Origin of the sequence: Pseudomonas sp. JDS28PS106 (assembly GCF_036706555.1) — a bacterium.
Lineage (GTDB): Bacteria > Pseudomonadota > Gammaproteobacteria > Pseudomonadales > Pseudomonadaceae > Aquipseudomonas.
Genome location: NZ_JBAJGT010000012.1, coordinates 1 through 23,551, shown reverse-complemented (window position 1 = coordinate 23,551; position 23,551 = coordinate 1). Strand labels below are relative to the sequence as shown.

The window sequence follows — 23,551 nt, the reverse complement described above, 5'->3', positions numbered from 1 at the left end:
GTCTACTTAGATGAACGACGACGAAGCCGTAGGTTCAGCGGTTTTGCGCACCCTTTGACTAACGGTCGGGTACTAAGCCCATTCTCATGGCAGGTCGCTGTTCGTCGGCTGCCGGGCGACGAATCGGAACGGCGATACACGCCCCCAGTCGATCCTTGTGGGTGCGGAGTCAGCGGCGCCTGTTTCTGAATTGAATCCACCTTGAGTGAGGTTTCCCATGAGCAAGAAATCGGGCAGAACGACGATAGACGACCTGTTTATTCACGAGCTTTCGGACATCTACAGTGCCGAGAAACAGCTGACCAAGGCGTTGCCGAGGATGGCGCGGGCGGCCACCAATCCCGCGCTGGCGGAGGCTTTCGAAGCTCACGCCGAAGAAACCCGCGGTCAGATCGAGCGGATTGACCAACTGGTCGAGGAATCCGAGCTAAAACTCAAGCGAATGAAATGCATCGCGATGGAGGGATTGATCGAGGAGTTCAAGGAGCTTCTGGATGAAATCGAGAAAGGGCCGGTGCTGGACGCCGGCCTGATTGCCGCATGCCAGAAGGTCGAGCACTACGAGATCGCGGGCTACGGAACGCTGGTCGCCATGGCAAAGCATTTGAGAATGGAGGACGCGGCGCAGTTGCTCGGCGAGACGCTGGCCGAGGAAAAGGCCGCCGATGAAAAGCTCACTGTCATCGCTGAGCAGGGCGGCAATCAGGCCGCGACAATGATTGACGAAGACGAGCAGTAAACCACTGGCAGGCGGCCAGCCGCGTTCGGACAGTCGCCTGCCTGCTTTCAGCTCCGAAAAGCCGTCATGTCCTGCAAGAGCATACCCATCAGACGATTCGCACCCACGCTCAATTGACGTCCCACGCGGCTGATCAAATGGGTCTGAGGACTGCTGAACACATCAGTCTGCAATGGCAAGGCCACCAGCTGTCCTGCCCTGATTTCTTCTTCGGCCACAAAAGTCGGCAGCAGCGTCACGCCGCCCTGCATGGCGAAATGCTTGAGCATCGCGAAGGTGCTGCAGGTCAGGGTCGGCCTGACGGTGACGCCCAGCTCGTGCTCGGCTTGCAGCAGGATCTGGCGAATACCATAGGAAACCGCCGGCAAGGCGAGCTGGTAGCTGTCCAGCGTCTCCAGCCGCACAGGGCTTTTCTCTTTCGCCAAGGGGTGTTCCGGTGCGGTGATGACGCAGACCGGCTGTCGCTGGCGCGCATGAGAGCGGATCTTGGGGTCGGGTGCCGGGTTGAACACCAGTCCGATATGCGCCTCGTCTTCCACCACCTGGCGGATGACCTCGTTGCTGCCGCAGACATTCACCGTCAGCTCGATTTTCGAATACAGCCTGGAAAAACGCGCCAGAGGTTGCGCAAGACTTTCCAGAAATCCCTCGCCCGACACCAACGTTACTGAACCGCTGTGCAGACCGCGTAGCGATTGAATCGAGTCGAGCAGGACTTCCTGTTGCGTCAGGCGCTGACGGTAATAAACCAGCACCTTGTCACCCGCTTCGGTCGGCTTGACGCCGCGCCGATGCCGCTCCAGCAACGGGGAGCCCAACTCCTGTTCGAGCTGCGCAATCTGGCGGCTGACCGCCGACGGCGCAACGTTCAGGAAATCGGCCGCGGCGCGCACGCTGCCCAGCCGCACGGCTTCGTAGAAATAAAGAATTCGACGATCCTGAACCACAGTCATAAGTTCTCTGTGTTGCGATTTAAGCAACGGAAATTCAATTTCGGGATTATTGCTGAGGGGGAAGAGCGCTGTCCATACTCGGTCCACAACCATTGGCAGGCGTGCCAGACCTCTGACCGGGATAAACGACATGAACGTGAAAGTAGGTGTGATCGGGCTGGGCAATATGGGAGGCGGCATGGCCGCGACCCTGGCAGGCAAAGGATTCGACGTCAGCGGCTTCGACCTGTCGCCGGCCGCGCTGGAACAGGCGCAAAGCAAAGGCGTCAAGCCGGTGGCCGATCGGGGCCAGTTGATCCAGAGCGTCGACATTCTGATCCTGTCGCTGCCCAAGGCCGAACATGTCGAGGCGGTCTGCCTGGATGAAGGCGGTATCAGCGACCTGGGGCGCAAGGGGCTGGTCGTGGTCGATACCACGACCTCGACGCCTGAAATGAGCCGTCATGTTGCCGCGCAATTGCTCAAGACCGGCGTTGCCTTTATCGACGCTCCTGTGTCCGGCGGCCCCAAGGGCGCGGCGACCGGCACCATGTCCATGGTCATCGGTGCCGAGGATGCGGACCTTGCCCGCGCCATGCCGGTACTCGAAGGCATGAGCGGCACCCGCGTGCACGTCGGGCGTTGCGGCGCTGGCAACGTTGCCAAGATCGCCAACAACATGCTTGCCGCCTGCCATTTGATCAGCACCGCCGAAGCGGTCGCGATGGCGGCCAGGGCCGGCGTCGACCCGGCCAAGCTGCTGGAAGGTTTGAACGCCGGTTCCGGTCGCAGCGGCGCCACTCAGGTGATGTTTCCCACCTGGGTTCTGAACAAAGCCTACGACTCGGGCTTCACCATGGGCCTGATGCGCAAGGACGTCGGCCTGGCCAGCGACCTGGCCGACAGCCTGGACATGGACCTGCCGCTGTCGCAGCTGGTGGCGAAGCTCTGGAAGGCCAGCGCCGAAACCCTGGCCGATAACGAAGATTTCTGCGCAATCGTGCAGCGTACCGATGCCAAACTTTACGGCGTGGAGAACAAGTGATGAGCACTGCAAGAATCGTTGAATTGATGCGTCCGTATTGGGGCGACCGCAGCTTGGTTGCCAGTTTTGTCGGCGGCGAATTCGTCGAAGGCCACGGCGCGCCCGTCGAAGTCCGCAACGCACATGACGACAGCGTGCTGTTCAGCTTTCCCGACGCCGACGAGGCGCTGGTCGATTTGGCCGACAAGGCTGCCAAAGCGGCTCAGCGCCAATGGTGGGCACTGACCGCTCAGGCCCGTGGCCGCGCCATGTATCAGGTCGGCGCGCTGGTTCGCGAAGAGCTGGAAAACCTGGCGCAGATCGAATCCCTGACCGCCAACAAGCCGATCCGCGACGCGCGGGTGGAAGTGCTCAAAGTCGCCGAGATGTTCGAGTACTACGCCGGCTGGGCCGACAAGCTGCATGGCGAAGTGATTCCGGTGCCGACGTCCCACCTCAACTACGTGACCTACGAACCGCTGGGCACCGTGTTGCAGATCACCCCCTGGAACGCGCCGATCTTCACCGCCGGCTGGCAGATCGCCCCGGCCATCGCCGCCGGGAACGCAGTGATCCTCAAACCTTCGGAGCTGACCCCGCTCAGCTCGTTGGTCCTTGGCGTGCTGGTGGAGCGTGCCGGCGCGCCGAAAGGGCTGGTCAACATTGTGGCCGGGTTCGGGCACAGCATTGGCCAGGCCTTCATCGCCAAAGCCGATATCCGCAAAGTGGTGTTCGTGGGCTCGCCGGCAACCGGCCGCCATATCGCGGTGGCTGCTGCTCAACGCTGCATTCCGGCAGTGCTGGAATTGGGTGGCAAGTCGGCCAACATTGTGTTCGAAGACGCCGATCTGGAAGTCGCCCTGCGTGGCGCTCAAGCGGCGATCTTTTCCGGCGCGGGGCAGAGCTGCGTATCGGGTTCGCGTCTGCTGGTACAGGAATCGGTGTTCGAGAAATTCACCAAGGCGCTGGCTGAAGCGGCGACGCAGTTCAAGGTCGGCGATCCGAGCGATCCGGAAACCCAGATCGGCCCGATCAACAATGCCAAGCAGTACAAGCATGTGAAAACCATGGTCGAAGGCGCGCTGAAAGAGGGCGCTCGTCTGGTGGGCGACAATGCAGATCCGGTTCCGGAGAAGCCCGGCTACTACGTCAATCCAACCGTCCTCGCCGGTCACAACGCTCTGTACTGCGCCCAGGAAGAAATCTTCGGCCCGGTGGTGGTGGCGATTCCGTTCAAGGACGAAGAGGACGCGATCCGTATTGCCAACGACAGCCGTTTCGGCCTGGCCGGCGCGGTCTGGACCCGTGACGTCGGGCGCGCCCATCGCGTTGCCGCGCAAGTGCGCGCTGGGACCTTCTGGGTCAACGGCTACAAGACCATTCACGTCAGCTCGCCGTTTGGCGGATATGGCGAGAGCGGCTATGGTCGTTCCTCGGGCCTGGACGCATTGCGCGAATACAGCGAAGTGAAGAGCGTCTGGGTGGAAACCGCTGCCAAGCCGGCAGCCAGCTTTGGCTACGGCGCGAGCCTGGAGTAAGCACATGACGATTTCCCGAACGCTGATCGAAGAAGCCACCGTCTGGCGCCGCACGATCCATGCCGCGCCTGAGCTGGGCTTCAAGGAGCAGCAGACCTCCGACAAAGTGGCGAGCCTGCTGGCGAGCTTCGGCATCGAGGTCCATCGCGGCCTCGGTGGCACCGGTGTCGTCGGCACCTTGCGCACAGGCGAGGGGCCGACCATCGGCATCCGTGCCGACATGGACGCCTTGCCCATCCAGGAACTGGGCGACAGCCCGCACAAGTCCGCGCATCAGGGCTGCATGCATGCCTGCGGGCATGACGGACACACAGCGATCCTGCTGGCGACCGCCCGGCATCTGGCCGAAACGCGGCGCTTTCGCGGCACCGTTCATTTCGTGTTCCAGCCTGCCGAGGAGAACCTGGGGGGCGCACAGCGGATGATCGAAGACGGCCTGTTCGAGCGTTTTCCGATGGAGGCGATCTACGGGCTGCACAACTGGCCGGGCGTTCCCGCCGGCAAAGTGGTGATCAATCCGGGGCCGATGATGGCCTCGCTGGATACCTTTGAAATCGTCCTGACCGGCAAGGGCAGCCATGCCGCCATGCCGGACCGGGGATTCGACCCGATCGTGGCCGGTGCCGAACTGGTGCTGGGTTTGCAGACCATCGTCTCCCGGCGCCTATCGCCACTGGACTCGGCGGTGGTCAGCGTGACCCAGTTCAATGCCGGGGAAGCCATCAACGTGCTGCCGGAAACCGCGGTCCTGCGCGGCACCGTGCGCTGTCTGCAGACCCCGGTGCGGGCCAAGGTCCAGCAGTTGCTGGGCGAGTTCGTCGAGCGCCTGCCGACAGCCTTCGGCGTGAGTGGCGAGCTGGTCTACAACGTGGGTTATCCGGTCACCGAAAACAACGTCGAGGCTGCGGCGACCGTTCGCCGCGCGGCCGAGGCGGCAGTGGGCGAGGCCAACGTGCAGTGGGGCTGCAACCCGTCCATGGCTTCCGAGGACTTCGCCTTCATGCTGCACGCCTGTCCGGGCGCTTACATCTGGATGGGCGTCGACGGCCAGAACCCTTCAGCGCCGCTGCATAACCCGTACTACGACTTCAACGACCAGGTCATCGAGCCGGGCGTCGCGGTGTGGACATCGTTGGTGGAGCAGTGTTTGCCGGTGAGTTGACGCCTCATCGCCACCAATCTGGCTCCCACATCAATCTGTAGGAGCCAGCTTGCTGGCGATAGCGATAGCGATAGCGATAGCGATGTGGCGCTGGCGATCAGCACTCCACCAGATTCACCGCCAGCCCGCCACGCGAGGTTTCCTTGTATTTGTCATGCATGTCCGCGCCGGTATCGCGCATGGTGCGGATGGCGTGGTCGAGGGAAATGAAGTGCTCGCCGTCGCCGCGCAGGGCCATTTGCGCTGCGTTGATGGCTTTCACTGCGGCAATCGCGTTGCGTTCGATGCACGGCACCTGAACCAGCCCGCCGACGGGGTCGCAGGTCAGGCCCAGGTTATGTTCCAGACCGATCTCCGCCGCGTTTTCCACCTGCTCCGGCGTCGCGCCGATAATCTCGGCCAGCCCCGCGGCCGCCATGGCGCAGGCCGAGCCGACTTCACCCTGACAGCCCACCTCGGCCCCGGATATCGACGCATTCTTCTTGCACAGAATGCCGACCGCCGCCGCGCTCAGGAAAAACCGCACCACGTCATCGTCGTTCGCGGCCGGGTTGAATTTCATGAAGTAATGCAGCACCGCCGGCACAATGCCTGCGGCACCGTTGGTAGGCGCGGTCACCATGCGTCCGCCGGCGGCATTTTCTTCGTTGACGGCAAGGGCGAACAGGTTGACCCATTCCATTGCGCTCAGGGTTGAGCCGATCACGTTGGGGTTGTCGAGGTTCTGCAAGTTCTGATGCAGGCGGAACGCGCGGCGGCGTACGTTCAGTCCACCGGGCAAGGTTCCGGTTTCGGTCAGGCCCTTGGCGACGCAAGCGCGCATGGCGTCCCAGATCACCAGAATCTTCTCGCGGATTTCTTCTTCGGTGCGCCAGGCCTTTTCATTGGCCATCATCAGCCCCGAGATGCTCAGGCCGTGGGTTTTGCACAGCCTGAGCAACTGGGCGCCGCTGGAGAAGTCGTAGGGCAGGACCGTCTCGTCATTGTCCAGAACGCCGCTGGCCGCCTGGGCTGCGTCGACCACGAAGCCGCCGCCGACCGAATAGTAGGTCTGTTCATACAGCTCGCCGGATTGGCCATAGGCGCACAGGGTCATGCCGTTGGGATGATAAGGCAGGCTTTCGTCCAGCAGACACATGTCGCGGTCCCAGACAAAATTCACTCCGTGCTCACCGGCCAGTGCCAGTTTGCCGTCCGCCCGCAGCGCGTCGATGCGCGGATTGACCTGCGCCGGGTCGATGCGATCCGGCCATTCGCCCATCAGGCCCATGACGGTCGCGCGGTCGCTGCCGTGGCCGATGCCGGTGGCGGAGAGAGAGCCGTACAATCGAACCTCGATCCGTTCTACGCTATGCAACCTGCCTTGATCGCGCAGGTCGGTCACGAACAGCACACCGGCCCGCATCGGTCCCACGGTGTGGGAGCTGGACGGGCCGATGCCGATTTTGAACATGTCGAAGACGCTGATGGCCATCACGGAGGTCCTTCAAGTGAGATGATGCACAGGGGTTCGGTAACGCCCTTTTTCTGGTCCTCATGTTTGGCTTGCGCCGATCAAACGACAAACGATTGTTCCTATGCAACGCTTTAGCGGAACTCCTCAATGAGTAGAATCTTCAACGCGCAGATGCATGCCTGGCTTCAGGTGTTCGCCTGCGCGGCCCGACATTTGTCCTTCACTCGCTGCGCCGAAGAGCTGCACGTCACACCTGGCGCCATCAGCCAGCAGATGCGTCAGCTTGAAGAGCGCCTGGGGTTCGCGCTGTTTCACCGGGTAGGACGCGGGCTGGAGCTGACCGCCGAAGGCCAGCGGCTGGCACTGGTGGCCAATGAAGTGCAGAGCCGGATCAGCGACGAGTTGCGGTTGCTGTATTCAGGGCGTATCGGCGGGGTGTTCAAGCTGCGCTGCATTCCATCCTTCCTCAGCAAATGGCTGATGCCCCGGCTGCCGCGTCTGCAACAGGCTTTCCCCGATATTCAGTTGCGGATCATCGCCGAGGACAGCAGCGGCTCGTTGCGCGACGACGATTTCGACCTGGCCATCGATCTCAACGATGGCAGCTATCCGGGCCTGATGACCACTTCGTTGCTGGAAGAGCAATTGTTTCCGGTCTGCTCCCCACGCCTGCTCGAAGGCCGGCCGCCGCTGGATACGCCCAGCCAGCTGGTGCATTTTCCGCTGCTGCACGACATCACCGCCTGGCGAGGCAGCTACGAATATGCCGAGTGGGAGTTCTACCTGACCGCCATCGGCGCCGACGGCATCGACGTGCGTCGCGGCCACACCTTCAACCGCAACCACTTGACTATCGAAGCGGCGCGCATGGGCATGGGCGTGGCGATCGCGCGCAAGGCGCTGATCACCGACGAACTGGAGCAGGGCTCGCTGATCGTGCCGTTCGGCTACCCGATCAAGGCCAAGAAGAAATATGTGCTGGCGTACCGCGAAGGTGCACTGAGCACGCCCTCGCGGCGTGCCGTGCATGATTGGCTGGTGATGATGGCGCAGGAAGGGGCTTGATCATGTAGGAGCCACCGGGGCGGCGTTCCGCCTTGCTGGCGATTCGCTGCAAAATCATTTATCGCCAGCAAGCTGGCTCCTACAGTTACAGATGCGGCGCCTGTCAGTGAAACGCCTCGGCAATCAGCACCGCGCCGATGAAGGTCCCCAGGTTCGCCAGGAACGACACCAGCACGATCCTCCAGCCCAGGCGGCGGAACGCGGCCAGGTCCTTGGCGATCGACAGACCGGCGAACGCCAGCATCGGCGTGATGACCGCAAGCATGTTGATCGAGTTGGTCATGCGGGTGATTTCAGCGGCCCACGGGCAGGCGGGCGAGGTGAGGAACATCGCCACCAGCGACACCATGCACACCGCCGGGATCTTGCGACGCATGGCAATGCACAGTGCTTCACCGATGAACGCGCAGAACACCATGATGCCCATCGCCGCGAACGCATCGGCGGACAGCGTCTTGTAGCCCACGTAATTGGCGATCAGCGCCAGGGCGCCGGCGGCCAGCCAGGCACTGAGCTTGCCGCCCCAGCCCAGCTCGGGCACTTCGAGGGAGACGTCTTTGTGGCTGATGCTTTCGGTGCTGATGGATGCCTTGGTGGTGCGGCCGATCAGCGGTTCCAGTACCCGGTATCCCCAAACCGCCAGCGGCAGCGAGATGAACAGTGTGAAGTAAGTGCCAATGGTGGTGGTGATCAGGTTCGACGCAGCGGCCAGGGTCATCACGTCCTTGGCGACTTCCGGCGTCTGCTGAGCGGCAATGGCGCCTGCGGCGGCGGCCATCATGCTGCCCGAGCCGATGCCCGAACCCATTGCCAGCGAGTTGGGATGAAAGATCCCCAGGCTGGTGATGAAGCCGGCCACAACTGCAATGAACAATGCGCCGAACAGGGTGCCGGTCAGGTACTCGGCCAGCACACCGCGACCTTCGGGGGAATCCATGCCATAGCGTTCGCCGATGATCGCCAGGCTCGGCTCACGGCCGACCGAGAAGGTCGCGCCGACCGCTTCGCGCTTGATGCCCAGCATCAGGGCGACCGGCAGACCGAGGATCACGGTGCCGACGAAGTGGCCGAACTCTTGGAACATCAGTGCCCAGCCGGAGGCGAACACCACCGGCAGCGAGCCGCCCACCACCAGGCCGAGTTTGGCGATGAAAACGAGCAGGGCGGGTTGCAGGATCGACGCCGAGCGCAACTGGGCGCGATGGTCGATTCCGATGCTGGAGGGGAGACGACTGCTGGCAATGCCGATCATGGCGCCCAGCAGCAAGGCCCAGACCATGGGCAACAGGACGACCTTGCCGGGACCCAGCGGAATGCTGATGCCGCCGATCATTTCAGCGACGATAAGGATGATCGCCGCCCAGATGTAGAGTTTCACGGTCGCCGAGACCGCCTGTTTATCCCCTGCCACGGTAGCGGGTGAGTAGTGCATGATGATCCCCTTGCCTGCTGAATGACCTGGTGGTCTTTTCTGTCGTTATCTTTGTTCAGGTGAACGCGGTGACGCGTTCATGGCAGCCTGGAAGTTTGTTGCGTGTGTTGTTCTTATGGCGTGGGGAATGTCCTGACCCAGGCTGCTTCGAGCCTTTGGGGCGACCGTTTGTGCCTGATTTCACGGGACGAACCCGTCGAAAATGGCCGGTCCGGGATTCTCGCACCGTCGCAGTATGCATAGCCCCAGGCTGCACACCAATACGCGGAATTTTGTTTAACGTTGCGTTTTTGTGAACGCTGGAGAGGGGTAAAGCGGCGGGATTTGTTGGATGTACTGGCGCTTCGCGGCTAAAGCCGCTCCTACAAAGCGTATGCAAACTGTAGGAGCGGCTTCAGCCGCGATCTGCCGCAAAGCGGCAGTAAAACCGGGCAACGCGGTATCTCAGATGTACTGCGCTATCGTTTGATCCCCAACGCCCTGAAGCACTCATCCAGCGAGCGCCGCTCCGTTTCGGCATACAGGGCCAGCTCGTTCAGGGTCGTACGCCCCAAGGCCTGTTCGAACACCTGGCGGCTGGAGCCGACTCCATACTGCGACTGCGCATCGTCGCCCAGGTTGGACTGGAAGATGCCTGCGGCGCTGACCGGCAGGAAGTCTTCGTAAACCAGCGGCTCGAAACGCACGTGGCCTTGTTCGATCAACTGTTCCAGACCCGCGCCGGGCTGTCCGCCAGCGGCCAGGCCCTGCTCGGTGGGGAAGTAGCGGAAGAATGCCAAGCCTTCTTCGCGCATCCGCGCGGAGTCGTCGGGGAACGCCGTGAAGGCCTGTTTGAGGAGTTCGGCATAACGGACCGCATTCGCCTCGCTGGGAAACTCGCCCAGTGCATCTCGGGCGGTGTCGAGCAACTGGTCATACAAAGCGCGCCCTTTGGGCGTAAGGGCGGCGCCGCGCTGTTCGATCTCGCCAAAGCGCGCCGAGTGGCTGCCCGAGCGTGCGCCGGAATCGCCCACGAAGCTGATGGGTTCCTGCAAGGCCTTGAAACTGGTCTGGCGCAGCAGAATCGGGTACTTGCGCCGCGGCGGGCCTTCCACGACCGCTTTGGGCGTGATGCCCTTGCCGGGCATTTCCGCCTGTACGCGGTCGATGTCCAGGGTGCGTGGCGTCAGGTGATTGATGTGCGGGCCGCGAAACGCCACGACGTCCGCGATCAGGCGGTGCTGGGCGCTGAGCTGCTGGTATTCGTCCAGAGAAACGGTCGCCGTGCTGTGCCAGCGAAAGGTTTCCAGCGCCTGCTCGACGAAGTCTGCTGCGTCGGTTGCGTCGAGGCCGCCGTCGGCTTCATGCTTCTCTATGAGTTCGATGGCTCGGGGTGTGAAAATGTTGCGTCTGCCCAGCACCTGCTGGGCGAAGGTCCGCAGAGCCGGGTCTTCGATCAGCTCCAGACGCAGCAGCGACGTGAACACCCGAAACGGGCTGACCTGTAACGCCTGTTCATGCACCGCGCGAAATGCGGTCGAATGCACCGGCACGCCGGCGGGCGTCAGATCGTAATAGCCCACCGGCTCCATGCCCATGACTGCGAACAGGCGGGCGAGGGTCGCCAGTTCCAGCGCCGTACCCACGCGGATCGCGCCGTGGCGTTCCATGTCCAGGCGCTGAATCTCGCCGGTGCGGGTCAGACTGTCCCGGGCCTGAGGATCGTGGGTCATGACGCTGTCATTCACCTCGGCGACCAGCTCCATCAGGGTGCCGTAGAGCGGGACCTCCTGCTTGTACATGTGCGACATCGCGCGGGAAAAGTTCGCGCGGATCTCGTCACGATTGGCGAATCGGGCTGCGTTCATCCGGATCGTTTCTCCAGTCATGTGAATCAGGTCGGGGTCAGTCGAGCGCACTCAGGCAACGCTCGAAAATGTCCAGGCCTTCCTCCAGTGTTTCGGGTTCGATGGTCAGGGGAATCAGCAGGCGCACGATATGCCTCGACTTGCCGCTGGGCATCAACAGCAATCCCGCGTCACGCGCCAGCCCCAGCAGCTGCGCCAGCGCTTGCGGGGCGGGCTTGCCCTGCGCGTCGGCGAACTCGATGCCGCGCATGCAGCCAACGCCGGTCAGCCGGCCTAGCCATGGCGAGAGTTTCTGCTCCTGCCATTTGCGGTGGCGCGACAGGATGGCCTGCTCCTGCATTTCGCCCCAGCGCGAGAGGTTTTCATCGGTCATCTGCGCCAGCGAGGCGAGCCCCGCCGCACAGGCGATCGGGTTTCCCGAATAAGTACCGCCCAACCCGCCCTTGGGCAAGGTGTCGAGCAGCGTCTTGCGTCCGACCACGGCCCCCAGCGGGATGCCGCCGGCGATGCTTTTGCCCAGCAGAATCAGGTCCGGCTCCACGCCCAGGCGACTGAAGGCAAAGCGCTGGCCGCTGCGACCGAATCCGGACTGAATCTCGTCGGCGATCAGCACGATGCCATGCTGGTCGCAGAAAGCGCGCAGGGCCTTGGCGAATTCAGGATCCATCGCCAGAAAGCCGCCTTCGCCCTGGATCGGCTCGAAGATGATGCAGGCGACATCGTTGACATCCAGTTCGACGCTGAACAACCGATCGAGAGCCTTGAGCGCTTCGGCGCAAGAGACACCTGTGTCGGGGCTTGGGTAGGGAACGTGATACACCGGGCCGGGCAAGACACCGACCTTCTGTTTATAGGGTGCGACCTTGCCGTTGAGGTTCAGCGTCGCCAGCGTCCGGCCATGGAAGCCGCCATCGAAGGCAATGACCGCCGTGCGCCCGGTGGCGCCGCGTACGATCTTCAGGGCATTTTCCGCCGCTTCCGCGCCGCTGTTGGTGAGCATGCCGCTGACCGGATAGCTGACCGGGATGAAATCCGTCAGCTGCTGCATGAAGTCGATGTAGGGCGCATGGGGCGTCGCGTTGAAGCAGTAATGGGTCAGTTTGCCGGCCTGCTCGCGGATGGCTTCGACGATTCGTGGATTACAGTGCCCCAGGTTGAGCACGCCGATGCCCCCCACAAAATCGATATAACGCTTGCCGTCGGTATCCCAGACTTCAGCGTTGCGACCGTGGGCCAAGGTAATGGGATGCACACAGGAGATGGATTCACTCACCGAGGCGTGGTTCATCGGCAAACCTCCGGTGGGCAGTGGCGGAGCGGAGGGGTTCGGGGCACGGCGGGCGAAGGCATGGGGCGTCCTGCTCGGTTGGGCGATGCCTTTATCTAAGCGAACAAGCTCCACCGGCCGCAAACGAAATAAAATCGCCGTGTCATTCCATTAATTCAGGATGTGCGTCAGCCTGGCGCTTGGACCCTGCGGGTGATCCATTCCACGAATGCCCGGACTTTCGGTACCTGTGCGGCATGTTCGGCATGGGCCAGGAAATGCGACCCATCGCTCTGCATCGGGTGGTCCCAGGGCACGATCAGTTTGCCCTCGGCCAGTTCATCGCTGACCAGATAGCGCGGGACCAGCGCGATACCGCAGCCGGCCTGCGCCGCGCGGATGCACATGTAGAAGGTGTCGAAACGCGGGCCGTGATACGCGTTCTGCGATTGCAGATCCTGCTCCTGAAACCATTCGTGCCAGGCTTCCGGTCGTGAGGTGCATTGCAGCAGGGTATGACCGGTCAAGGCTTCGGCACTGTCTGCCTGTTCCACCAGTAAATCCGGCGCGCACACCGGCACCACTTCCTCCTTGAACAGTTCGATGCAGGTCGCGCCGGGCCAGGTGCCCTGGCCGAAGAAGAACGCGACATCGGCCTTGGCGCGCACCAGGTCGAAGGGTTCCAGCTCGCTGCGGATGTCCAGATGAATGCCCGGATTGCGACTGCCGAAGCCCTTGAGATTGGGTACCAGCCAACGGTCGCCGAAGGTCGGTTGCGTGGCGATCTTGAGCACTTCGGTCTCGCCGCCGTAGGTCAGGATGTAACGGCTGGACATGTCCACCTGAGTCAGAATCTTGTTGACCTCGGCCATGTACAGCTCGCCGGCGGGCGTCAGGTGCAGACGGCGACGGATGCGCTGAAACAGCGGGTGGCAGAGCATTTCTTCCAGTTGGGCGACCTGCTTGCTCACCGCGCTCTGGGTCAGGTGCAGTTCCTGGGCTGCGCGGGTAAAGCTCAGATGCCGGGCCGCCGCTTCGAAACATTGCAGGGCGGTGGTCGAGGGCATCAAACGCTTGGACATCGGAAACGTACCTGTCGGGAGAAGAGGGGAGAGAGTTCATTCCATTAAGGAATCATATTTTTCTAAATGGTCGTTTGTGGCAAGACCCGGCGTGGATCAATACTGACCGACATCAATGATTTCAACCAGTGGCATACGCAGGAGAATCAACATGGTTGCCGAGTTGCTCGCAAGCCTGGGCGTGGCGCAAAGCGCATACGCCGAAGGGACTCACCCGGTTCATACGCCCATCGACGGTAGCCGCATCGCCTCCGTCGCTCTGCTGGACAAGGTGCAGGTAACGGCCACTGTCGACCGCGCCCATGCCGCTTTCCAGGCATGGCGCAGCGTACCGGCGCCGCGTCGTGGCGAACTGGTGCGGATCTTCGGCGAAGTCTTGCGTGAACATAAGGCGGCGCTGGGTGAACTGGTGTCTATCGAAGCCGGCAAGATCACCCAGGAAGGCCTGGGTGAAGTGCAGGAAATGATCGACATCTGCGATTTCGCCGTCGGTCTGTCGCGGCAGCTGTACGGCCTGACCATCGCGTCCGAGCGTCCGGGCCATCACATGCGTGAAACCTGGCATCCGCTGGGCGTAGTGGGCGTCGTCAGCGCCTTCAACTTTCCGGTGGCGGTCTGGGCGTGGAACACCACGCTGGCGCTGGTCTGCGGCAACCCGGTGATCTGGAAACCGTCGGAGAAGACTCCGCTCACCGCCCTCGCCAGCCAGGCGCTGTTCGAAAAAGCCCTGAAGATCTTCGGCGACGCGCCCCAGGGACTGGCCCAGTTGATCATCGGCGACCGCGACGCCGGCGAGGCGCTGGTGGACGATCCGCGCGTGGCGCTGGTCAGCGCGACTGGCAGCACGCGTATGGGTCGTGAGGTCGGGCCTCGGGTGGCGGCGCGCTTCGGTCGCAGCATTCTGGAGCTGGGCGGCAACAACGCGATGATTCTGGCCCCGAGCGCCGACCTGGATCTGGCGGTGCGTGGCATTCTGTTCAGCGCCGTAGGGACCGCTGGCCAGCGTTGCACCACCTTGCGTCGCCTGATCGTGCATCGCTCGATCAAGGACGAGGTGGTCGCGCGGGTCAAGGCGGCTTATGCCAAGGTACGGGTGGGCGACCCTCGCGAAGGCAACCTGATCGGCCCGTTGATCGACAAGCAGGCGTTCTCCGCCATGCAAGACGCTCTGGCCCGCGCCCGGGACGAAGGCGGCCAGGTGTTCGGCGGCGAGCGTCAACTGCAAAGCCAGTACCCGGACGCCTGGTACGTCACGCCGGCCATTGTCGAAATGCCCGCGCAGAGCGACGTGGTGCGTCATGAAACCTTTGCGCCGATTCTCTACGTGCTGACCTACGACGACTTCGACGAGGCGCTGCGTCTCAACAATGAAGTGCCGCAAGGGCTCTCGTCCTGCATCTTCACCCTGGATATCCGTGAAGCCGAGGCTTTCCAGAGCGCAGCGGGCAGCGACTGCGGCATTGCCAACGTCAACATCGGCACCAGCGGCGCGGAAATCGGCGGTGCGTTCGGCGGCGAGAAGGAAACGGGCGGTGGCCGTGAGTCGGGCTCCGATGCCTGGAAAGCCTACATGCGGCGCCAGACCAACACCGTCAATTATTCGCGCGAGCTGCCGTTGGCGCAGGGTATCGTGTTTGACTGATCACGCCTTGCGGTGCGGCTTCGGGCTGCACCGCACGGTGGATGGATATTTCTGACAGACGTGGTGCTGGAGTCATTGGATGGCGCAATTCGCTCAAGGTTGTCTCTGGGAACAGCTCACACCGCAGCGTCCGCTCAGCCCGCGGTTGATGGGTGAGCATACGGCGGACGTCTGCATCATCGGCGGCGGGTTCACGGGACTCAGCGCGGCGCTTCGCCTGCTCGAAGGGGGCAAGAACGTTTGCGTGGTGGAGGCTCATCAGGTCGGACACGGCGGTTCCGGGCGTAATGTCGGACTGGTCAACGCCGGCACCTGGGTCGCGCCCGACGATCTCGAGGCGGTGGTAGGGCGCTCCGAAGCGCATCGGCTCAATACGGCGCTGGGCGGCGCGCCCGCGCTGGTCTTCGCGACTATCGACAAATACGGTATCGAGTGCCAGGCGACACGCACCGGCACTCTGCACATGGCGCACAACGCCAAGGGGGCTGCGGATCTGCGCAGCCGCGCCGAGCAGTGGCAGCGGCGCGGAGCCAACCTCGACCTGCTGACCGGCAAGGCCTGCGAAGACGCGTGCGGCACTGACAAGGTCGCCGCAGCGCTGCTCGACCATCGCGCCGGCACGCTGAACCCGATGGCCTATGTGTCCGGCCTGGCGCTCAACGTGGTCAAGCACGGTGGCGCGCTGTTCGGCGATTCGCCGGTCACCGGTCTGCAACGCGCCGAAGACGGCTGGAGAGTCGTCACCGACCACGGCAGCGTGCGCGCGGCGAAAGTCATCATCGCCTCCAACGCCTACACCGAAGGCGAGTGGACCGACGTCAAGGATCACATCTTTGCCGGTTATTACTACCAGGTCGCGTCGACGCCTTTGAGCGGTGCGGCGCAGAAGGCGATATTGCCGGGCGGTCAGGGGTCGTGGGATACACGAACGGTGCTCAGCAGCATTCGCCGCGATGCTCATGGACGACTGCTGCTGGGCAGTCTCGGCAACGCCGGCAACTATCCGCTGTGGTTCGTGCGCCGATGGGCCGACCGCATTCAGCAGCACTACTTTCCGGAACTGGGCCAAGTGGAGTGGGAGACGACCTGGACCGGCCGGATCGGGTTCACGCCGGATCATCTGTTGCGTCTGTTCGAACCGGCGCCGGGGCTGCTCGCCGCGACCGGCTTCAACGGGCGGGGCGTGACCACCGGAACGCTGGTCGGCAAGTGCTTCGCCGACTACCTGCTTACCGACGACAGTGACGCGCTGCCGGTCAACTTCAGTTCCGCCGGCAAAGTGATTGGCGCCGGGCTGCGCACTCTGGCCTATGACACCGGCTTCACCTTGTACCACGCCGGCCAGTGCCTGCGTGTGGTGCTGTAAGGAGCCACGCCAGACAGGACCCCAAACGCTCTGTAAAACCTCCGACAAGAAAAGCCATACAACAAAAAACTCCTGTTCATTTCAGCTGCCGTTCGAAATCAATACAAGGAACTCCAAATGGCAAGTTTTTCACTCGCCCGGCCTTGCCGTGCTTCTCGCCTCACCGACTGCCCACTGTCCGTGGCGGACTCCACACCGGAATAACTCCGCCAGCGGTACAGGCTGCACCCATCCCAGGTCGCCCGTTCCGGCGCGTTTGCGCGCACCGGTCGCAGGCCCCGTTTTGTGCAACGCGGACGTTGAGGTATCGAACATGACATCGAAAAAGACTCATCAGCAGCGCTCCCTGAAACACGGCCTGACCTCGCGTCAGGTCTCGATGATTTCCATCGCCGGCATCATCGGTGCCGGTCTGTTCATCGGCTCTTCCAACGCCATCGCCACTGCGGGACCGGCGATTCTGATTTCCTACGGTATCACCGGCCTGCTGGTACTGCTGGTGATGCGGATGCTGGGGGAAATGGCGATCGCCAACCCCAATAGTGGATCGTTCTCGACCTACGCCGGTCAGGCCATCGGCCCTTGGGCGGGGTTCACCATCGGCTGGTTGTACTGGTGGTTCTGGGTGCTGATCATCCCTGTCGAAGCCATCGCCGGCGCCGACATTCTGCACGCCTGGATGCCCGGAGTGCCGTCCTGGCTGTTTGCCTTCCTGATCATGATCGTCCTGTCCGGCACCAACCTGGTAAGCGTGAGCAACTTCGGCGAGTTCGAATACTGGTTCGCCTTGGTCAAGGTGATTGCCATCGTGGCATTCATTCTGATCTGCGGCTCGGCGTTGCTGGGCTTCTGGCCGCTGGCGCCGGTCTCCGGCGTAGAGCGACTCTGGTCCAGCGGTGGCTTCATGCCCAATGGCTTCGGTGCGGTGCTGGGAGGCGTGCTGATCACCATTTTTTCGTTCTTCGGAGCGGAAATCGTCACCATCGCCGCCGATGAAACCGCCAACCCCAAGGAAAAAATCCGCAAGGCGACCAATCTGGTGGTGTACCGCATCGCGATTTTCTATGTGCTGTCGATCTTCTGCATCGTTTCGCTGGTCGCCTGGAACGACCCGCGTCTGCTGCAAGTGGGTTCGTTCCAGCGGGCGCTGGAAATTCTCGACGTGCCGGGGGCCAAGCTGATCGTGGACATGGTGGTATTGGTTGCCGTTACCAGCTGCATGAACTCGGGTTTGTACACCGCTTCGCGCATGCTGTACTCGCTGGGCGCCCGGGGCGAGGCGCCATCCGCCATCAAGCGAATCTCCGGCAGTGGCGTGCCGACTGTGGCGGTGGTGGTGTCCACGCTGGCCGGTTTCGCGGGCTGCTTCGTCAACTACGCCTTTCCCGGCAAAGTGTTCGGTTTCCTGTTGTCGACGACCGGTGCCATCGCGCTGTTGGTGTATCTGGTCATTGCGGTCTCGCAGTTGCGCATGCGTACGCATCTGCAAAAGAACGGCACCGAACTGGCGTTCAAGATGTGGCTGTTTCCGTGGCTGACCTGGCTGGTGATTGCAGTCATTGCCGTCGTGCTCGGCTATATGCTGGTCAGCGAACGCTACCGCTACGAAACGTTGATGACCGCGGGAGTGACGGGATTCATACTGTTGATCGCGCTGGTGCGACGCGGAAAGGCTGCTGGAGCCTATCCCGTTGCGCGTTACGAATAAGCTGTTCGCCATACGAAGGACAAGTCCGCATGCCGCCAAGGCGGACTTGTCCCGAGCCGAGATCTGTCTGAACCCGTGGCGAGGTCTGATCGCATAAATTCACACCCAAGGTTTTCAATACACGAGCTTTGTGTATGATCGAGCGCTTTGGAACTGTCTGTCGGCTACCGCTTTCCAAGTTTCCTGAGTATGCCCGTCGCTTGGATGCGCCTCCCATAGACCTTCCCGAGAGCCTTACCGGATGTCGGCAACGTTTACCCCCGATTCCGCGCCTGTATTATTGCAAGCGCTGCGCACCAGCACCGGCCAGTCACATGTCCGGCTTGAAAAGCGCATGCCGTTTTTCACTCCGAGTCTGGATGCAGCGCTCTATCGTCGCTTGCTTGAAGCCTACTACGGCTTCTATCGACCGCTGGAAACGGCGCTCGTCGCCAGCGGACTGATGCCCGCCAGTCTGATGCCTGAGGAACGGATGAAAACGCCCGCGCTGGTCGCGGACCTCGAAGCGCTGGGCCTGAGCGACGTCGACATCCTTCAGCTTCCTCACTGCGAACAGTTGCCTGTGATCGATTCGCCGGGCGCCTGTCTCGGAGTAATGTACGTGCTTGAAGGCGCCACCCTCGGCGGGCAGTTGCTGCGTCGGGAAGTGCACGCGCGTATCGGCCTGGACGAGCACAGCGGCGCACGATTTCTCGACGTCTACGGCGCGACCACCGGCAAGCGCTGGAAAGCCTTTCTCAACCATTTGCAAGTCGCGCCGCGCGACCCGCGTGCCATCGAGGCCGCGGCATTGGCGGCCCAGTCCACATTCACCAGGTTCGAGCACTGGCTCGACGCTCGCAAGGTGCTGTCATGAGCCAACTCGACCAGGAGTCATTCGAAGTCCTGCTTGCCAATTGCGCGGATGAGCCTATCCAGTATCCGGGCGCCATTCAGCCCCATGGTTTGCTGTTCACGCTCTCCGAGCCGGACTGGCGGATATGGCAGGTGAGCGCCAACGTCGAGGCGTTGCTTGGCGTCGCTCCCGAGACCGTCGTGGGACAGCCGCTTGAGGATGTGTTGGGCGAGGAGTGGACGTCGCGGATTCGCGAACTCGCGACCGCGCAATTGGCCGGCGATGTCCAGCAATTGCTGATGAGCGTCAACGGAGTGGAGTTCGAAGCCCTGTTGCACCGCAGTCAGGACGTGCTGGTCCTGGAACTCGAGGTTCAGGATCCGCACGCGCAGGCTCGCGATCGCGAGCGTTCTTCCAACATGGGACGGATGCTGCGCCAGTTGCATGCGGCACGGAGTCTTCCGGAGTTGTACGAAATCAGCGTGCGCGAGATTCAGCGCATGACGGGCTATGACCGGGTGCTGATCTACCGCTTCGAAGAGGAAGGTCACGGTCAGGTGATCGCCGAGGCCTCGTCGCCTTCGATGGAACTGTTCAACGGCCTGTTCTTTCCGGCGTCCGATATCCCGGAACAGGCACGCGAGCTGTACCGGCGCAACTGGTTGCGGATCATCCCCGACGCCGCCTACGAACCTGTCCCGCTGGTGCCCCGACTGCGTCCGGATAACGGGCAGCCTCTGGACCTGAGCTTTTCAACCTTGCGCAGCGTCTCCCCGATTCACTGCCAATACATGAAAAACATGGGCGTGCTGTCGTCCATGAGCGTATCGCTGCTGCAGGACGGCAAACTCTGGGGCCTGATCAGTTGCGGCCACCGCACGCCGCTGTACGTTTCCCATGAACTGCGCAGTAGCTGCCAGGCGCTTGGGCAGGTCCTGTCGCTGCAGATCAGTGCGCTGGAAGCTCTTGAGGTTGCCCGTCAGCGTGATGCCAAAACCCAGGCGCTCACCGAACTCAACGAGGCCATGTCAGCCGCTACCGACAACGTGTTCGATGGCCTCGCGGCGCAGCCGCAACTGTTGATGGAGCTGACCGACGCGCAGGGCGTGGCGATCATCGAAGGCCAGACGCTGCAACGCTTCGGACGCTGCCCGGAACCCGAAGAGATCCGGGCATTGCATCGGTGGCTGAACGGGCGTGGCGAGCAGGTGTTCTCCAGTCATCATCTGTCGAGCGTCTATCCGCCGGCCCAGGCTTTTCAGCCGGTCGCCAGCGGCGTGCTCGCCATGAGCCTGCCCAAACCGGTGGACAACGGAGTGTTGTGGTTCCGCCCCGAGGTCAAGGAGACCATTCAATGGAGCGGTAATCCGGACAAACCCCTCAACTTCGAAGAGTCCGAAGCGGGCCTGCGGCTGAGACCCAGGACTTCGTTCGAAATCTGGAAAGTGGAAATGGCTGGAATTGCCGCGAAATGGACTCACGGCGATCTCTTCGCGGCCAACGACCTGCGTCGCTCCGCGCTGGAAGACGATCTGGCGCGTCAGGTGCGCCGCGAGCAACAAGCGGTCCGCGCCAGGGATGAGCTGGTTGCGGTGGTTTCCCACGACCTGCGCAACCCAATGACCGTGATCTCCATGCTGTGCGGCATGATGCAGAAGACGTTCAGCTCCGACGGCCCGCACACATCACGGCGCATCTCCTCTGCCATCGACACCATGCAACAGGCCGCCAGCCGCATGAACGTGCTGCTCGAGGACCTGCTGGACACCTCCAAGATCGAGGCCGGCCGCTACGTCATCAACCCGCAACCGCTGGAAGTGAGCCAGATCTTCGAAGAAGCCTATTCGTTGCTGGCGCCATTGGCGCTGGACAAGTCCATCGACCTTTCCTTCAACGCCGAACCGGACCTCAAAGTCCAGGCCGATCCCGAGCGCCTGTTCCAGGTGCTGTCCAACCTGATCGGCAACGCCATCAAGTTCACGCCCAAGCAGGGCCGCATCGGCGTCGCCGCGATGGCTAGCGGCAGTGAGATCCTGTTCACCGTGCGTGACTCCGGCGAGGGCATAGCGCCCGAGCAACTGCCCCATATCTTCGAGCGCTACTGGACTGTGAAAGAAGGCAACCCCACCGGCACAGGCCTTGGGCTGTACATCTCCCAAGGCATCATCAAGGCCCACGGCGGCGTACTGGCGGCCGAAAGCACGATCGGGCAGGGGAGCGAATTCCGCTTCACTGTGCCTATGGTGTGCTGACAGCCGGATGACGTTCTGGATCAGATCAGGGAAAGATTCCACTTCTTCTCCGTGAACTGTGCAGAGGGGGGCAGTACGCTGCGCAGGAATGCCAGGTACTGCTCCAGCAGTTCGTCGTTTGGGAGTCGGGCTTCGAAGCCGAGGGTCGGGTCGGTTGTATGAGTCACGACGAAGCGGCGTTTACGGTCGACGGTGACGGAGTTGTACTCGTCCCAAGGCATACTCCATTCACGCTTTTTCGGAGACTTGGTGACCAGTAATCTTGACGCTGCAACAATTGCAATACCTCCGGACCCCACTAGTGCAAGGATGGAGCCGCTGATCAAAACGACTGCAAGTATGCAGCAGCTGCTGAACGCTGCAAAACTTTTTAGAGTTGTGCCTGTATATTTGGGAATGCTAAGGCAATAAGCGAGTCGGGCATGTGTTTTGTATACCCGATATCGGTAAATTACTTTTGTTTCTCTTGCGGCAACGGCAGACCCTGAAATCGTTCCCAAGAGCACTGCTATAACTATAACGAATTCGAGTTCCTCATCAATGCCAAGAAGATATATGACTATTGTCAAAAAATAAAGAGCGACGCCTGCGGCGAACCAGCGATAAAATAGCGCGTGCCGAGGCGACCCTGCAATGGCTTCGGCAGACCATTGCATGACAAGTTCTGGCTTCCTTGATCTTGAGTGGTAATCAGAAAACAATTGTTTGTAGTGATCCGGTAGATTGATATTTTCAACATCCGGGTAGTTAGTTTTTTTCATTGAGGAAGTTCCAGCTTCTCTGCATTTTTTCTTGTCAGAGATTTGACCTCCAGCTCGAGGGGTAATAGGCCCTCTGCCGCAGTTTCGCCTTGGCGATTCAGTTTGACCTGATACAGGTAACCCACATCCTGAGGGCTTGGAAAAACGATATGTTTTGGATACCAGATCTGCAATTCGATGAAGTCGGCTTCGTCAGACAGCGGCACCCAGGTTCGCCATACGATGTCTTCCCCTTGAGGAGGTACGGGTGGAAAGCGCAGACAGCTTTGGGGACTTTGATTGGTAACTGAACCGAAAGACGCTGCGCTTTCAAAATAGCCTGCGTTCACGAACGATTCCATGATGGACTGTTCACTTTTCCGCACCTCCATCATGTGCCATGAACGTTCGCTACTGATGACGAAGAAATCTATCGACTGACCGCGCAAATAGCCAGGGAATTGAATCTGTATCCAGGCACCGTTTTGTTTTTCAAACGGGTGGTAGCCGATTCGCCCTGCCCACTCCATGTTAGTAGTGGTTGTTTGTTTTACCAAGATTTTAGGGCTAAGCATTATTTCTGTAAGACGATTTCGTTCCTCGGCTATTCCCGCTGGGGTTTCAGAGTAAAGGCTGTGGTCGGAATGAGACCAGCAACACTTTCGCAACCATAGACCTATGCTGTCTTGTTTTAGTGCGTTTAATAGCATGGTCGCAAAAATATAAACTAATCCTACAGCTAGCAAAAAAATGTTCATAATCCAGCTCATGACAAATGCGGCCAAAATTTTAGGGGCTATAACTGCTCCGATCTGCAATAAGGCGCCGCTCCCCATTCCTGCGACTGCAGACAATTTTATTTTTAATAAAAATCTTTCTTCTGGGGTTTTGGCGTTTTTAAGATCTTCGTTAATATCAAACAGCTCCAGAGTCGCTCCCGCCAAGCCCAACGCACCCATCGCCAGCAGCCCGACTTTGAAGCTTCGCACCGCATCCGTCCAAACCTTTTTCCCCTGAGCGGCCCAGTGGGATGCCGAGCGCTCCAGAACGCTAACCACTTTAGAACCCACTCGTTCCGGCCCCGCCGCCTTGATCACCGCCCAAGGCGCTGCCACATAAATCCCCATCAACAAACTGCCCGTATATGCCAGTCCGTAGCTGACCTTGATCATGTCCTGAGCCCCGAAGTCGCCGTCGCGGGTCAGGTCGGCCATGAGAAAGGCGGTGCTGATGAAGTTGATCATGACCACGCCCCAGGTGATGCCTGTGGCGGCGCCGGTGAGCAGGCGTCCGGCCCAGGCTTCGGCGCGGGGTTGCCAGTGCTCCAGGGACAGGTTGGCGTCCAGGAAGGCGCGCATTTCGTTGTGGATCAGGCGGCTGTAGTGCTTGTCCTGAAAATCCAGCAGCTCGGGGATGCGCAGGTGGTGCTGACGTAGATCAGCCTGAAGTGTCTGCAGGTGGCGC

General features: G+C 61.4%; 17 protein-coding genes and 1 pseudogene. 10 read left to right on the top strand and 8 right to left on the bottom strand.

What is annotated here, in order from left to right; genetic code table 11:
• Window positions 1–217 precede the first annotated feature (217 nt).
• A complete protein-coding gene (locus TRP66_RS18295) occupies window positions 218–739 on the top strand; it encodes a YciE/YciF ferroxidase family protein (RefSeq protein WP_333405385.1) in 522 nt (173 codons plus the stop codon).
• A gap of 47 nt (window positions 740–786) precedes the next feature.
• On the opposite strand, the gene TRP66_RS18290 is transcribed toward TRP66_RS18295, so the two are convergent.
• A complete protein-coding gene (locus tag TRP66_RS18290; RefSeq protein WP_333405383.1) occupies window positions 787–1,692 on the bottom strand; it encodes a LysR family transcriptional regulator in 906 nt (301 codons plus the stop codon).
• Here TRP66_RS18290 and TRP66_RS18285 point away from each other — a divergent pair.
• The 3 genes from TRP66_RS18285 to TRP66_RS18275 are packed head-to-tail and all read left to right on the top strand — an operon-like array spanning window position 1,691 to window position 5,395.
• Window positions 1,691–2,716, top strand: a complete 1,026-nt coding sequence (locus tag TRP66_RS18285; RefSeq protein ID WP_442965228.1) for an NAD(P)-dependent oxidoreductase — start codon at window positions 1,691–1,693, stop codon at window positions 2,714–2,716. The two genes, TRP66_RS18290 and TRP66_RS18285, sit on opposite strands and share 2 nt — an antisense overlap.
• Entirely contained in the window at window positions 2,716–4,233 is a 1,518-nt protein-coding gene (locus tag TRP66_RS18280; RefSeq protein WP_333405380.1) for an aldehyde dehydrogenase family protein, read from the top strand. The genes TRP66_RS18285 and TRP66_RS18280 overlap by 1 nt, the downstream gene beginning before the upstream one ends.
• 4 nt (window positions 4,234–4,237) lie before the next feature.
• Entirely contained in the window at window positions 4,238–5,395 is a 1,158-nt protein-coding gene (locus tag TRP66_RS18275; RefSeq protein WP_333405378.1) for a M20 aminoacylase family protein, read from the top strand.
• Window positions 5,396–5,492: 97 nt separating this feature from the next.
• On the opposite strand, the gene TRP66_RS18270 is transcribed toward TRP66_RS18275, so the two are convergent.
• The gene (locus TRP66_RS18270; RefSeq protein WP_333405376.1) at window positions 5,493–6,869 is read right to left on the bottom strand and encodes an L-serine ammonia-lyase; all 1,377 of its coding nucleotides are present in this window, start codon (window positions 6,867–6,869) and stop codon (window positions 5,493–5,495) included.
• Between the two features lie 129 nt (window positions 6,870–6,998).
• Here TRP66_RS18270 and TRP66_RS18265 point away from each other — a divergent pair, with 129 nt between their 5' ends.
• A complete protein-coding gene (locus tag TRP66_RS18265) occupies window positions 6,999–7,916 on the top strand; it encodes a LysR substrate-binding domain-containing protein (protein WP_333405374.1) in 918 nt (305 codons plus the stop codon).
• A gap of 103 nt (window positions 7,917–8,019) precedes the next feature.
• Here TRP66_RS18265 and TRP66_RS18260 read toward each other — a convergent pair whose 3' ends face one another.
• The 4 genes from TRP66_RS18260 to TRP66_RS18245 all read right to left on the bottom strand — a co-directional run bounded on the left by TRP66_RS18260 (window position 8,020) and on the right by TRP66_RS18245 (window position 13,544).
• Window positions 8,020–9,348, bottom strand: coding sequence for a DUF3100 domain-containing protein (locus TRP66_RS18260; protein ID WP_333405372.1), 1,329 nt, complete (start codon window positions 9,346–9,348; stop codon window positions 8,020–8,022).
• 458 nt (window positions 9,349–9,806) lie between these two features.
• Window positions 9,807–11,195 (bottom strand): 2-oxoadipate dioxygenase/decarboxylase HglS, encoded by a 1,389-nt coding sequence (hglS, locus tag TRP66_RS18255; RefSeq protein WP_333405370.1) that lies wholly within the window; start codon window positions 11,193–11,195, stop codon window positions 9,807–9,809.
• Between the two features lie 37 nt (window positions 11,196–11,232).
• On the bottom strand, window positions 11,233–12,483 hold the full coding sequence (locus TRP66_RS18250) for a 2-aminoadipate transaminase (protein ID WP_333405368.1): 1,251 nt from the start codon (window positions 12,481–12,483) through the stop codon (window positions 11,233–11,235).
• A 167-nt stretch (window positions 12,484–12,650) separates the two neighbouring features.
• Complete coding sequence (locus TRP66_RS18245; RefSeq protein ID WP_333405367.1) at window positions 12,651–13,544, bottom strand: LysR family transcriptional regulator; 894 nt, start codon at window positions 13,542–13,544, stop codon at window positions 12,651–12,653.
• A 151-nt stretch (window positions 13,545–13,695) separates the two neighbouring features.
• Between TRP66_RS18245 and amaB the strand changes: the two genes are divergently transcribed.
• The 5 genes from amaB (at window position 13,696) to TRP66_RS18220 (ending at window position 21,347) form a co-directional block, all read left to right on the top strand.
• Window positions 13,696–15,186 (top strand): L-piperidine-6-carboxylate dehydrogenase, encoded by a 1,491-nt coding sequence (amaB, locus tag TRP66_RS18240; RefSeq protein ID WP_333405365.1) that lies wholly within the window; start codon window positions 13,696–13,698, stop codon window positions 15,184–15,186.
• Window positions 15,187–15,265: 79 nt separating this feature from the next.
• Complete coding sequence (gene amaA, locus TRP66_RS18235; RefSeq protein WP_333405363.1) at window positions 15,266–16,552, top strand: L-pipecolate oxidase; 1,287 nt, start codon at window positions 15,266–15,268, stop codon at window positions 16,550–16,552.
• Window positions 16,553–16,865: 313 nt separating this feature from the next.
• Entirely contained in the window at window positions 16,866–18,260 is a 1,395-nt protein-coding gene (locus TRP66_RS18230) for an amino acid permease (RefSeq protein WP_333405361.1), read from the top strand.
• Between the two features lie 241 nt (window positions 18,261–18,501).
• Window positions 18,502–19,116 carry a biliverdin-producing heme oxygenase gene (locus TRP66_RS18225; RefSeq protein ID WP_333405359.1) on the top strand — a complete coding sequence of 205 codons (615 nt, stop codon included), beginning with the start codon at window positions 18,502–18,504 and terminating at the stop codon, window positions 19,114–19,116.
• Window positions 19,113–21,347: an ATP-binding protein gene (locus tag TRP66_RS18220; RefSeq protein WP_333405357.1), complete on the top strand. Its 2,235-nt coding sequence runs from the start codon at window positions 19,113–19,115 to the stop codon at window positions 21,345–21,347. Before TRP66_RS18225 ends, TRP66_RS18220 begins: the two co-directional genes overlap by 4 nt.
• 20 nt (window positions 21,348–21,367) lie before the next feature.
• Here the strand turns inward: TRP66_RS18220 and TRP66_RS18215 are convergent, their stop codons facing one another.
• On the bottom strand, window positions 21,368–22,108 hold the full coding sequence (locus TRP66_RS18215; protein WP_333405355.1) for a hypothetical protein: 741 nt from the start codon (window positions 22,106–22,108) through the stop codon (window positions 21,368–21,370).
• Window positions 22,105–23,551, bottom strand: a pseudogene (locus TRP66_RS18210) (hypothetical protein); the annotation flags it as partial. The pseudogene TRP66_RS18210 and the gene TRP66_RS18215, both read right to left, overlap by 4 nt.

Excerpts from the sequence above, each read along its gene's own strand:
- TRP66_RS18295 (WP_333405385.1), top strand. The coding sequence starts at position 218 with ATGAGCAAGAAATCGGGCAGAACGACGATAGACGACCTGTTTATTCAC.
- TRP66_RS18280 (WP_333405380.1), top strand. The coding sequence starts at position 2,716 with ATGAGCACTGCAAGAATCGTTGAATTGATGCGTCCGTATTGGGGCGAC.
- amaA (WP_333405363.1), top strand. The coding sequence starts at position 15,266 with ATGGCGCAATTCGCTCAAGGTTGTCTCTGGGAACAGCTCACACCGCAG.
- hglS (WP_333405370.1), bottom strand. The coding sequence starts at position 11,195 with ATGAACGCAGCCCGATTCGCCAATCGTGACGAGATCCGCGCGAACTTT.
- TRP66_RS18245 (WP_333405367.1), bottom strand. The coding sequence starts at position 13,544 with ATGTCCAAGCGTTTGATGCCCTCGACCACCGCCCTGCAATGTTTCGAA.
- TRP66_RS18215 (WP_333405355.1), bottom strand. The coding sequence starts at position 22,108 with ATGAAAAAAACTAACTACCCGGATGTTGAAAATATCAATCTACCGGAT.
- TRP66_RS18250 (WP_333405368.1), bottom strand. The coding sequence starts at position 12,483 with ATGAACCACGCCTCGGTGAGTGAATCCATCTCCTGTGTGCATCCCATT.
- TRP66_RS18270 (WP_333405376.1), bottom strand. The coding sequence starts at position 6,869 with ATGGCCATCAGCGTCTTCGACATGTTCAAAATCGGCATCGGCCCGTCC.
- TRP66_RS18260 (WP_333405372.1), bottom strand. The coding sequence starts at position 9,348 with ATGCACTACTCACCCGCTACCGTGGCAGGGGATAAACAGGCGGTCTCG.
- TRP66_RS18225 (WP_333405359.1), top strand. The coding sequence starts at position 18,502 with ATGTCGGCAACGTTTACCCCCGATTCCGCGCCTGTATTATTGCAAGCG.
- TRP66_RS18265 (WP_333405374.1), top strand. The coding sequence starts at position 6,999 with ATGAGTAGAATCTTCAACGCGCAGATGCATGCCTGGCTTCAGGTGTTC.
- amaB (WP_333405365.1), top strand. The coding sequence starts at position 13,696 with ATGGTTGCCGAGTTGCTCGCAAGCCTGGGCGTGGCGCAAAGCGCATAC.
- TRP66_RS18275 (WP_333405378.1), top strand. The coding sequence starts at position 4,238 with ATGACGATTTCCCGAACGCTGATCGAAGAAGCCACCGTCTGGCGCCGC.
- TRP66_RS18220 (WP_333405357.1), top strand. The coding sequence starts at position 19,113 with ATGAGCCAACTCGACCAGGAGTCATTCGAAGTCCTGCTTGCCAATTGC.
- TRP66_RS18230 (WP_333405361.1), top strand. The coding sequence starts at position 16,866 with ATGACATCGAAAAAGACTCATCAGCAGCGCTCCCTGAAACACGGCCTG.
- TRP66_RS18290 (WP_333405383.1), bottom strand. The coding sequence starts at position 1,692 with ATGACTGTGGTTCAGGATCGTCGAATTCTTTATTTCTACGAAGCCGTG.